This window comes from Streptomyces sp. NPDC004561, from assembly GCF_053602155.1.
The window spans coordinates 1-11,081 of the sequence record NZ_JBSGDB010000308.1; the positions used below are offsets into that span (position 1 = coordinate 1).

The window sequence follows — 11,081 nt, forward strand, 5'->3', positions numbered from 1 at the left end:
ACCGGCTCACTGCGGGGACGAGACGCCGGATGCCTGGGCGTCGAGGAGTTCCCGGGTGCGGCGGAGCAGGGCCTGGCGCACCGAGTCCGGGGTGAAGGACGAGCCCGGTTCGCTGGCCGCGCTCTGCATGGCGCTGGCCGGGCGGCGGGTCGACATCCTGAGCCTCCAGACGCATCCGCTGGCCGACGGCACCGTGGACGAGTTCCTGCTGCGGGCGCCGGCGGCGGTGGCGGCGGCCGAGATCACCGGGCTGGTGGCGGTGGCCGGGGGCGAGTCCACCTGGATCGAGCGGGCCGACGCCCATGACCTGGTCGACGCCCCGACCCGGGTGCTCGGTCTGGCGGCCCGCACCGCGCTGGACGCCGCCGAACTGCCTTTGGCGCTGCGTCAGTTGCTGGGCCGGTGCACGATCCGTTCGCTGCCCGGCAGGCCGGTCGGCGGGGGCCGCGGTCCGGAGCCGGTGCCGGTCGAGGGCGTGCTGGAGGACACCGTCATGCGGCTGCCGGCGCCGGAGGGTGGCGTGCTCACCGTGGAGCGGCCGTATCTCCCGTTCACACCGACCGAGTTCGCGCGGGCCCGGGCGCTGGTGGAACTGGACAACCGGCTCGGCCCGCGGATCCCGCGCGGCCAGGACGTGCTGACGCTGCCCGAGGGCAACGACATCACCGTCCGGCGGGTCGACACCGGCGATCTGGCCGCGGCGAGGGCGATGCACGACCGGTGCTCGGCCCGCACCCTCGGCCTGCGCTACCACGGCCCGATCGGCGACGCGGACCGCTATCTGAACCACCTGCTCAGCCCCCGCTTCGGGCGGACGCTGGCCGCGCAGACCCCCTCGGGCCGGATCGTCGGCGTCGGGCATCTGCTGTGGGACGGCGAGGAGACCGAGGTCGCGCTGCTGATCGAGGACGACTGGCAGCGGCGCGGGATCGGCGCCGAACTGCTCGGCCGGCTGGTGGCGCTGGCCGTGGAGGCCGGCTGCGGAAGCGTGTACGCGGTGACGCAGGCCTCCAACACCGGCATGGTCGCCGCGATGCGCGGCCTCGGCCTGCCGCTGGACTACCAGGTGGAGGAGGGCACGCTGGTCATCACGGCCCGGCTGGACACCGCACGCGGCGCCGCCCGGCCGTCGTACGGCACCACGCAGGACCGGCAGGGAGCCGCGTCCCGCCGGGACTGACACCGTCCGGCCCGGTGGGTCTGTCCCCACCGGGCCGCCAGGGGGGACAGACCCACCGCCCGAACCGGCCCCGACGACGCTCGTCCGCCACGGCACCGCCGGACGGCGACGACCGCCCTCCACTGGAGAGCCGAGCGCCGTTCACCCGGCCCCACCGCGACGCCGCTCGCCCACGACAGCGGTGCCGGCGGTAACGGACCCCGCCCGCCCCCATCGCGAACCCCGAACGCCGTTCGGCCAGGTCCGCCCCAACAGCGATGGCGGTGCCGGCGTCACCAAGCCCGGCACCGCCCGCCTACGTCCAGCCGGCCGAGCGCAGGGCTCAGCTCACCGTCTCCCGCAGGGGTATCGGGGTCCGGGTCCGTTCGCCCAGGGCCTGGTCCAGGTCCTTCCACAGATCGTCCACGTCCTCCAGGCCCACCGAGAGGCGCAGCAGGCGGTCGCTCACCCCGGCGCCGCGCCGGTCGTCGGCGTCGACGATGCGGTGGCTGATGGAGGCGGGGTGCTGGATGAGGCTGTCGACGCTGCCGAGGCTCACCGCCGGGGTGACCAGGCGGACCCGGGAGATGACCTCGTGCGGGTCGCCGTGCACCTCGAAGGCGATCATCGCGCCGCCGATGCGCGGATAGTGGACGCGGGCCACGCGCGGGTCGGAGCCGAGCCGGCGGACCAGTTCGGCGGCGTTCGCGGAGGCGGCCCGGACCCGCACCGGGAGCGTGGACAGCCCGCGCAGCAGCAGATAGCCGGCCAGCGGATGCAGCACCCCGCCGGTGGCGAACCGTATCTGCCGCAGCCTGCCGGCGAACTCCTCGTCGCAGGCGACCACTCCGGCCAGCACGTCGCCGTGGCCGCCCAGGTACTTCGTGGCGCTGTGCAGCACCAGCCGCGCACCCTGCTCGGCCGGGCGCTGCAGCACGGGCGTGGCGAAGGTGTTGTCGGCGAGCAGCGGGACCGAGCCGCAGGCGTGGGCGATGGCCCGCAGGTCGACTTCGGCGAGGGTCGGGTTCGCCGGGGACTCGACGATGACCAGGCCGGTGTCCGGCCGGAGCGCGTCGGTGATGCCGGCCGGGTCGGTCCAGGTGACCTCGCTGCCGAGCAGTCCGGCGGTCAGCAGATGGTCGCTGCACCCGTACAGCGGCCGTACGGCCACGACGTGGCGCAGCCCCATGGCGGATCGGGTGAGAAGGACGGCGCTGAGCGCGGCCATGCCGCTGGCGAAGGCGACCGCGGACTCGGTGCCCTCCAGCCGGGCCAGGGCGGTCTCGAAGCGGGCGACGGTCGGGTTGCCGAGACGGCCGTAGATCGGCGGGCCGGCCGGGTCGGCGCCGTCGGTGGCGAACGCGTCGATGCGTGCGGCCTCGCCCCGGCTGTCGTACGAGGGGTAGGTCGTGGACAGGTCGATCGGCGGGGCGTGCAGTCCCTGCCGGGCGAGATCGTCGCGGCCGGCATGCACGGCCTCGGTGGCCAGGGCTCTCGGTGCGGTGCGTACGTCGTCGTAGGCACCCGTGGTCGCTGTGTCCATGGGCGGAAGGGTGAACAGCGAACGGTTCTCTGAATTCGAACACCGTGCTACGTTCGGCCAATGGCCGAATCTGTCGTACTGGATCCGGTGGACCTCCATCTGCTGCGGCTGTTGCAGAACGACGCCCGGACCACCTATCGCGACCTCGCCGAGCAGGTGGGAGTCGCGCCGTCGACCTGTCTGGACCGGGTGACCCGGCTGCGCCGCTCGGGCGTGATACTCGGCCACCGGCTGCAGGTCGATCCGGCGCGGCTCGGACGCGGGCTGCAGGCGCTGCTGTCGGTGCAGGTCAGACCGCACCGGCGGGAGCTGGTGGGACCGTTCGTGGAGCGGATCCGCGCGCTGCCGGAGGCGCGGACGGTGTTCCATCTGACCGGGCCCGACGACTATCTGGTGCATGTGGCCGTCGCGGACATGGCGGATCTGCAGCGGCTGGTGCTCGACGAGTTCACGGCGCATCGCGAGGTCGCCCGGGTGGAGACCCGGTTGATCTTCCAGCAGTGGGAGTGCGGTCCCCTGCTCCCTCCCCGACACGCCCAGAGCTGAATCCCCCCGTACGTGGGTGACGCGGAGATCCCCACCGTACGAGGATGGGCGGCATGTCTGAGACCAAGAGCCCGCTGCCCCGCCAGGTCGCCGACGCGTACGTCGACGAGCTCATCGCCCTCGACCCGGTCACCGGTACCTACCTCGGTGTGAAGGAGAGTTCGAGCCGGCTGCCCGACTACTCGCCCGCAGGTCAGGAGGCCCTGGCCCAGTTGTCCCGGACCACCCTCGCCAGGCTGGACGAGGCGGAGCGGCGGCCGGGTGCGGACAGTGACGTGGAGCGGCGCTGCGGGCGGCTGCTGCGGGAGCGGCTGACCGCCGAACTCGCCGTGCACGAGGCGGACGAGCACCTGCGCGCGGTCGGCAACATGCACACGCCCGGGCACTCGGTGCGGGACATCTTCACGGTGACGCCGGCGCAGACCGAGGAGGACTGGGCGGCGATCGCCGAGCGGCTGCGCGCGGTGCCGGGCGCGCTCGCGGGCTACCGCGAGTCGCTGGAACTCGGCCTGGAGCGCAAGCTGTTCGCGGCGCCGCGGCCGACCGCGACCTTCATCGAGCAGGTCACCGAGTGGACGGACACGGACGGCAAGGGCCGCGGCTGGTTCGAGGACTTCGCCGCCGCGGGCCCGGAGGCGCTGCGCGGGGGAGCTGGACGAGGCCGCCCGCGCGGCGACCGGCGCCCTGGTGGAGCTGCGGGACTGGCTGCGGGACGTGTACGCGCCGGCCGTCGAGGACGCCCCGAACGTCGTGGGCCGTGAGCGGTACGCGCGCTGGTCCCGCTACTTCAACGGCACCGACCTGGACCTGGACGAGGCGTACGCGTACGGCTGGTCGGAGTTCCACCGGCTGCTCGGCGAGATGCGGCAGGAGGCGGAGAAGATCCTGCCCGGCGCCGAGACGCCGTGGGTGGCGCTGGCGCACGTCGACGAGCACGGCCGGCACATCGAGGGCGTGGAGGAGGTCCGCGCCTGGCTGCAGGGCCTGATGGACCAGGCCATCGAGGACCTGGACGGCACGCACTTCGAGCTCGCCGAGCGGGTGCGGAGGGTGGAGTCGTGCATCGCCCCGCCCGGTGGTGCGGCGGCCCCCTACTACACGGCGCCGTCGGAGGACTTCTCCCGGCCCGGCCGCACCTGGCTGCCCACCATGGGGCAGACCCGCTTCCCGGTCTACGACCTCGTCTCGACCTGGTACCACGAGGGTGTGCCCGGCCACCACCTGCAGCTCGCGCAGTGGGCGCACGTGGCCGAGAACCTCTCCCGCTACCAGGCGACCGTGGGCGGCGTCAGCGCCAACGCGGAGGGCTGGGCGCTGTACGCGGAGCGCCTGATGGACGAGCTGGGCTACCTCACCGACCCGGAGCAGCGGCTCGGCTATCTGGACGCGCAGATGATGCGGGCGGCCCGGGTGATCGTGGACATCGGCATGCACCTGGAGCTGGAGATCCCGGCGGACTCGCCGTTCCACCCGGGTGAGCGCTGGACCCCCGAGCTGGCACAGGAGTTCTTCGGTGCGCACAGCAGCCGGCCCGCGGACTTCGTGGAGAGCGAGCTGACCCGGTACCTGACCATTCCGGGCCAGGCGATCGGCTACAAGCTCGGTGAGCGGGCCTGGCTGCTGGGCCGGGAGAAGGCGCGCGAGCGGCACGGCGACGCGTTCGACCTGAAGGCCTGGCACATGGCAGCGCTGTCGCAAGGTTCGCTGGGCCTGGACGACCTGGTGGACGAGCTGTCACAGCTCTGACCGCGGACCGCGCCCGGCTCGGCCGTCCGGCCGTCCCCCGGTGGCGGGGGCGGCGGGGCGGCGGCCAACTGGTGCCTGGGGCCGATGCGGAGGAGGCGGGCCGGGCATGCAGGAGTCGGGGCCGGGGCAGCGGGCGCTGGAGACGCCACGGGCCGCCGGGTTGGCCGGAGTCGTCTTCGCGCTGCTGGTGGCGGCGATGATCGTCCTGATGAGGATCGGGATCCCGGAAGGGGCCGCCAACGCGCTGAGCGCTCCGGGGTTCACGAACTCCGGGCAGCGCCGCGCGGTGCAGACGGCCCTCGCGCTGGTGCCGTTCGCCGGCATCTTCTTCCTGTGGTTCGTGGGCGCCGTACGGGCGCACATCGGTGAGGTCGAGGACAAGTTCCTCGCAACCGTCCTCCTCGGCAGCGGCCTGGTCTTCACGGCCACCATGTTCGGCGCGGCCGCGGCGGCCGGTGCCGTGCTCTCGATCGAGAATCCCACCGGCCCCCTGCCGGGGCCGGCCTACTGGGACTTCGGCCGCCATCTCGCGTACTCGCTGCTGACCAGCTACTCGATGCGGATGGCGGCAGTCTTCGTGTGCTCCATGTCGGTGATCGGCCATCGCCTGGGGGTCCTGCCGCGCTGGCTGACGATCCTCGGCTTCCTCTGCGCCCTGACGCTGCTCGTCGTCGCGTCGAACGTGCCCTGGATCGAACTGGTATTCCCGGCGTGGTCGCTGGTGCTCAGCGTGTACATCCTCGTGGCGAGCGGCAGGAACCGGGCGCGGGCCGCCGCGGCCGCCTGACCTCCGCCCGGCAGGGGGCGGCTCACTCGATCGGCGTGCCCGGCGCGCGGCCACCCCGGCTTCCCTCCCATGCTGGCGAGCGGGGGACGACCGCCGTCCGGAGCCGACCGCGCCAGCCGCGTGGCGCGCCCCGGACCCTCGCCATCGGAAGGGCGGAGCGTCGATGCGACTCGTCGTCGATCTCAACAAGTGTCAGGGGTACGCGCAGTGCGCGTTCCTCGCGCCCGACGTCTTCGCCATGCACGGCGAGGAGTCGCTGATCTACAACCCGCGCCCGGACGAGGAGCAGCGGGAACGGCTGGCGCGGGCCGTCGCCGCCTGCCCGGTGCAGGCGATCAGCGCGGACGGGCTGGACGGAACGGGCGGCTTCGCGCACGAAGGGACTGCGTTCGATGGCCGCTGACTACGTGGAATGGCTCCGGCACGAGGGCCGGATCGTGATCGTGGGCGCCTCGCTGGCCGGCCTGCGCGCCGCCGAGACCCTGCGCGCCGAGGGCTTCGCCGGTGAGCTGACCCTGATCGGCGACGAGCCGTACGAACCGTACGACCGGCCGCCGCTGTCCAAGTCCGTGCTGCTCGGCCTCGCGTCCCCGCACCACACCGAGCTGCCCCACCGCCGGGAGATCGACGCCAAGTGGCGGCTCGGGGTCGCGGCGACCGGCCTCGATCTGTCGGCCAAGCGGGTCCGGCTGGCCGACGGGGACGAGGTGGAGTACGACCGGCTGCTGATCGCGACCGGTGTGCGCGCCCGCCCCTGGCCGAAGGAGGAGGAGGCCCGGCTGGACGGCGTGTGCCTGCTGCGCACGCGGGAGGACGCGGCCCGGCTGATGCAGCGGCTCAAGGCGGGGCCGCGCCGGGTGTTCGTGATCGGCGCCGGGTTCGCCGGGTCGGAGGTCGCCTCGGCGTGCCGGGAGATGGGCATCCCGGTCACCGTGGCGGAGCGCGCGGGCGCGCCGCTGGTGGGCGCGCTCGGCGGGGTGGTCGGCGCGGTCGCGGCCGATCTGCAGACCGAGAACGGAGTGGATCTGCGCACCCATGTCACGGTGACCTCGCTGGAGGGCGACCCGGTGGGCAGGGTGCGGGCCGTGCACCTGTCCGACGAGAGCGTCGTCGAGGCGGACGTGGTCGTGGTCTCGCTGGGCTCGCAGCGGAACACGGACTGGCTGACCGGGTCGGGGCTGGGCGCGGGGCCCCGGGGCATCGCCTGCGACGCGGGCTGCCGTGCCTTCGACTTCCGGGGCATCGTCACCGACGACGTGTTCGTGGCGGGTGACGTCGCCCGTTCCCCGCACGCGCTGTTCGGCTACCAGTTCCTGTCGCTGGAGCACTGGGGCAACGCCGTCGCGCAGGCGGAGACCGCCGCGCACAACATGATCTGCCACGGCGCCGAACGGCGGCCGCACCTGTGGATGCCCGCCTTCTGGTCGTCGATGTTCGGCGTGAACATCAAGTCGGTCGGCGTGCCGCCCATGGCCGACCAGATCATGATCACGCAGGGCTCGCTGGCCGAGCGCCGCTTCGTCGGCGTGTACGGCTACAAGGGCCGCGTCATCGCCGCCGTGAGCTTCGACAACACCCGTTGGCTTGAGTTCTACGCGCGGCAGATCGAACAAGGCGCGCCGTTCCCGGTGGAGTTCCCGACGATGGACCGGCGTCCCGAGGGCCGGCAGCCGGTGGCGGCCGACTTCCCCGACCCGTCCCTGCCGACCCACGGCCCGACCGTCACCCTCAGCGGCTACTCGCCCGCCGACCAGCAGCTGGTCTTCCACCCCGCCCGGCACTGACCGCCGCCCGGCCCCACGCTCCGAGGACGTGTCATGACGCAAGCCCCGCTGTTCCAACAGATCACCGACTTCGCCAACCGCGCCAACCCGTACCCGCTGTACGAGGAGCTGCGCAAGAATCCGGTCCTGCACGAGGAGGAGGGCGGCCCGTACGTCTTCAGCTCGTACTACGACATCGAGGCCCTGCTGCACGATCCCCGGGTCAGCTCCGACGCCGCGAACCTCGCCGCCGCCGCGGCCGACGAGCTGGACCAGTCGGAGGAGACGGGAGGACTGCCGCCGTCCTTCCTGCGGCTCGACCCGCCGGAGCACGACCGGCTCCGGCGCATCGCCAACAGTGCCTTCGGGCCGCCGCACCGGCCGCGCCGGGTCGACAACATGCGGGGCGACATGGCGGCCATCGTCAGGGAGCTGATCGACGGCTTCGGGGACGCGCGGCAGACCGACCTGGTTGACCAGTTCGCCTACCCCTTCCCGGTGACCGTGATCTGCCGGCTGCTCGGGGTGCCCCGGGAGGACGAGCCCCGCTTCCGTGCCTGGGTCGATCCACTGGTCGCCACCCTCGACCCGGAGACGCGCGAGAACGCCGACCCCGAGTTCGTGAAGACGGCGCAGGAAGCCCGGATGCAGCTCGGGATGTTCCTGGCGGGGCTGGTCGAGCAGCGCACCAAGGAACCGCAGGACGACCTGCTGTCCGACCTGGTCAACAGCCACGGTCCGGACGGTGCGATGACGATGATGGAAGTGCTCAGCACCGCCGTGCTGCTGCTGATCGCCGGTCACGAGACGACGGTCAACCTGATCACGAACGGCATGCTGACCCTGTTGCGACACCCGGAGTTCCTCCAGCGCCTGCGGCAGGACCCGGGGCTGTCGGTGAACATCGTGGAGGAGCTGCTGCGCTACGAGCCACCGGTGCAGATCGTGCCGCAGCGGACCACCATCACCGACATCGAGGTGCGCGGGGTCACCGTCCCCAAGGGCGCCCGCCTCTGGCTGGTGCTGGCCGCGGGCAACCGTGACCCCGAGCGGTTCAAGGACCCCGAGCGCTTCGACCCGGATCGCGGGGACATCCAGCACCTCGGCTTCGGCAGCGGCATCCACAGCTGCTTCGGCGCTCCGCTGGCCCGCCTGGAGGCGCAGACCGCCCTGTCCGAACTGGCGCGGCGGCTGGAGAACCCCCGGCTGGTGGAGGACCCGCCGCCGTACCGGCAGAACGCGGTGCTGCGCGGCCCGCGCCATCTGAACATCGCCTTCGAGGGCCTGAACCCGTGAGGGTCAGCCGGCGATCCGTCTGACCTGCACCAGCCCGACCCAGGTCTCCGGACCCGGCTGGGCGTAGGCGGCGCGGACCGAGTAGGAGCCGGCCGCCAGCGGGACGCGCAGGTGTTCCGTGCGGTCGGCGTCGCCGCCCGGCCAGGCCGAGTCGAACAGCAGGACGGGGCCGGGCACGTCCCAGCGGATCTCCGGTTCCCAGGCCGCCGTCGCGAGGGCGGCGGGGATCTGGGCGAGCAGTTCGTCCTCGGAGTTCGCGGCGGACCAGCGTACGAACGTGTCGTGCTCGGGCAGATAGGAGGTGGAGGCCGGCTCGTCGCCGAGGACGAGGGCCGCGCTGTCGCCGACCGGCAGCAGTCCGGCGTAGCCGGGGACCTCGCAGGCCCGGTCGTAGTCCGTGTCCAGTTCCTCGCTGTCGGCGCCCGCCCAGAACGGCAGGACCACCTCCGGAACGGCTATCAGCGGGCCGCCGCCCGACTCCACCCACTCCAGCACGCCTGGGTCCGCATATCGAGCCATGGGCTCAGAACCTACACGCCCCGGTGTCAGCAGCCGCACTCGCCTGCCACGGGCGCCGTCAGCGCATCGGGATCGCGCCTCTCGGGCCCCTGCCAGGTCTCGTAGGGGAAGCCCTCGCGCGCCCAGTACTCGAAGCCGCCGAGCATCTCCTTGACCTGGTAGCCGAGTTCGGCGAGGGCGAGGGCGGCGCGGGTGGCGCCGTTGCAGCCGGGACCCCAGCAGTACGTCACCACGGGCACGTTCCGGTCGAGGAGTCGACCGGCCTGCTCGGGGACGAGCGCGGTGGGCAGGTGGACCGCGCCGGGGATGTGGCCCTGGTCCCAGGACTCGGTGGAGCGGGAGTCCACGACGACGAAGCCGGGGTCGCCGTCGGCCGCGAGCGCGGCGGCCACGTCGGAGACGTCGGCGTGGAAGGCGAGGCTCGCCCGGAAGTGGGCGGCGGCCTCGGCGGGGGCGGCGGGCGCGACGCGCAGGACGGGATTCAGGGGGTTACCGGCGTTCACGGGGTTCGTGGTGATCATGAATGGAATTCTCCGGCCCACGGCCCACCGACTGAAGTCACGATCCACGGCCCTGCCCTTGTCCGGCCGGGGATTCCCCTGCTATCCATCCGGGATGACCGTGTATTCCCCGGACGCCACCGACTGGCGCATCCTCGAGGTCCTGCAGCGCGACGGACGGGTCAGCTACGCCGAGCTGGCGCGCGCGGTGTCCATGTCGCCGAGCGCCGTCACCGAACGCGTCCGGCGGCTGGAGGAGGCCGGCGTGATCCAGGGGTACGCGGCCGTCGTCGACCCCGAGCGCCTCGGGCTGCCGATCCTCGCGTTCGTGCGGCTCAGGTACCCCAACGGCAACTACAAACCGTTCCACGACCTCGTGGCCACGACGCCCGAGATCCTGGAGGCGCACCATGTGACGGGCGACGACTGCTTCGTCATCAAGGTCGCCGCGCGCTCCATGTCCCACCTCGAGGAGGTCTCGGGAAAGATAGGCGCGCTGGGCTCGGTGACCACCAGCGTCGTCTACTCCTCGCCCCTCCCCCGGCGCCCCCTCGGCCGCTGAACCTCAGCCGACTCCCCGCTGCCGCAGCGTCGACCCCGATCTGCCCTTGAGGACCTCCAGCTGGGCGTGGACGCGGCGGCGCAGGTCGGCGACGTGACTGACGATGCCTACGCTGCGGTCGCGTTCGCGCAGCGAGTCGAGGACGTCCAGGACCTCGTCCAGGGTCTGGTCGTCGAGGCTGCCGAAGCCCTCGTCGATGAACAGGGTGTCCAGCCGGACACCGCCCGCCTCGTCGGTGACGACGTCGGCGAGGCCGAGGGCGAGCGCGAGGGACGCGAAGAAGGTCTCGCCGCCGGACAGGGTGGCGGTGTCCCGTTCGCGGCCGGTCCAGGCGTCGACGACGTGCAGCCCGAGCCCGCTGCGGCCGCGTCCGGTGCGGTCGTCGGAGTGGACGAGGGTGTAGCGGCCCGAGGACATGCGCTGCAGACGTACGGTCGCGGCGGCGGCGACCTGCTCCAGGCGGGCCGCGAGCACGTACGACTCCAGGCGCATCCTGCGCTCGTTGTCGGCGGAGGTGCCCGCGGTGAGGGCGGCGAGCCGGGCGACCCGGTCGTACTCGTCGCGCAGCGGTGCGAGCCGTCGTACGGCCTCGGCGGCCCGTGCGGAGAGCCGGTCCAGCTCGGTGCAGCAGCGGGCGGCGGCGTCGCGCGCGGAGGCGGC

The 11,081-nt window shown here is 73.0% G+C and carries 11 protein-coding genes and 1 pseudogene; 8 read left to right on the forward strand and 4 right to left on the reverse strand.

The features are described from left to right. The coding region (locus tag ACWEN3_RS31295) for a GNAT family N-acetyltransferase (RefSeq protein ID WP_452977496.1) at positions 1–1,180 on the forward strand (1,180 nt) is incomplete at its 5' end. A 322-nt stretch (positions 1,181–1,502) separates the two neighbouring features. Here ACWEN3_RS31295 and ACWEN3_RS31300 read toward each other — a convergent pair. Further along, positions 1,503–2,702: a trans-sulfuration enzyme family protein gene (locus tag ACWEN3_RS31300; RefSeq protein WP_452977499.1), complete on the reverse strand. Its 1,200-nt coding sequence runs from the start codon at positions 2,700–2,702 to the stop codon at positions 1,503–1,505. 60 nt (positions 2,703–2,762) lie between these two features. Between ACWEN3_RS31300 and ACWEN3_RS31305 the strand changes: the two genes are divergently transcribed. The 6 genes and pseudogenes from ACWEN3_RS31305 to ACWEN3_RS31330 all read left to right on the forward strand — a co-directional run bounded on the left by ACWEN3_RS31305 (position 2,763) and on the right by ACWEN3_RS31330 (position 8,840). Then, the gene (locus ACWEN3_RS31305) at positions 2,763–3,248 is read left to right on the forward strand and encodes an Lrp/AsnC family transcriptional regulator (RefSeq protein WP_452977502.1); all 486 of its coding nucleotides are present in this window, start codon (positions 2,763–2,765) and stop codon (positions 3,246–3,248) included. Between the two features lie 53 nt (positions 3,249–3,301). After that, positions 3,302–4,994, forward strand: a pseudogene (locus ACWEN3_RS31310) (DUF885 domain-containing protein). A gap of 106 nt (positions 4,995–5,100) precedes the next feature. Then, positions 5,101–5,781, forward strand: a complete 681-nt coding sequence (locus ACWEN3_RS31315; protein ID WP_452977505.1) for a hypothetical protein — start codon at positions 5,101–5,103, stop codon at positions 5,779–5,781. A gap of 163 nt (positions 5,782–5,944) precedes the next feature. Then, complete coding sequence (locus ACWEN3_RS31320; protein WP_452977508.1) at positions 5,945–6,184, forward strand: ferredoxin; 240 nt, start codon at positions 5,945–5,947, stop codon at positions 6,182–6,184. After that, positions 6,174–7,565 (forward strand): NAD(P)/FAD-dependent oxidoreductase, encoded by a 1,392-nt coding sequence (locus ACWEN3_RS31325; protein WP_452977511.1) that lies wholly within the window; start codon positions 6,174–6,176, stop codon positions 7,563–7,565. Before ACWEN3_RS31320 ends, ACWEN3_RS31325 begins: the two co-directional genes overlap by 11 nt. A gap of 33 nt (positions 7,566–7,598) precedes the next feature. After that, complete coding sequence (locus ACWEN3_RS31330; RefSeq protein ID WP_452977513.1) at positions 7,599–8,840, forward strand: cytochrome P450; 1,242 nt, start codon at positions 7,599–7,601, stop codon at positions 8,838–8,840. 3 nt (positions 8,841–8,843) lie between these two features. On the opposite strand, the gene ACWEN3_RS31335 is transcribed toward ACWEN3_RS31330, so the two are convergent. Together ACWEN3_RS31335 and ACWEN3_RS31340 are read right to left on the reverse strand one after the other, a co-directional pair. After that, the gene (locus ACWEN3_RS31335) at positions 8,844–9,359 is read right to left on the reverse strand and encodes an immunity 21 family protein (protein WP_452977515.1); all 516 of its coding nucleotides are present in this window, start codon (positions 9,357–9,359) and stop codon (positions 8,844–8,846) included. Positions 9,360–9,385: 26 nt separating this feature from the next. Next, positions 9,386–9,880: a rhodanese-like domain-containing protein gene (locus ACWEN3_RS31340; protein ID WP_452977518.1), complete on the reverse strand. Its 495-nt coding sequence runs from the start codon at positions 9,878–9,880 to the stop codon at positions 9,386–9,388. Between the two features lie 94 nt (positions 9,881–9,974). On the opposite strand from ACWEN3_RS31340, the gene ACWEN3_RS31345 reads away from it, so the two are divergent. Further along, the gene (locus tag ACWEN3_RS31345; RefSeq protein WP_452977521.1) at positions 9,975–10,421 is read left to right on the forward strand and encodes an Lrp/AsnC family transcriptional regulator; all 447 of its coding nucleotides are present in this window, start codon (positions 9,975–9,977) and stop codon (positions 10,419–10,421) included. 3 nt (positions 10,422–10,424) lie between these two features. Here ACWEN3_RS31345 and ACWEN3_RS31350 read toward each other — a convergent pair. Continuing rightward, on the reverse strand, positions 10,425–11,081 hold a 657-nt coding region (locus tag ACWEN3_RS31350), incomplete at its 5' end, for an SbcC/MukB-like Walker B domain-containing protein (protein ID WP_452977524.1).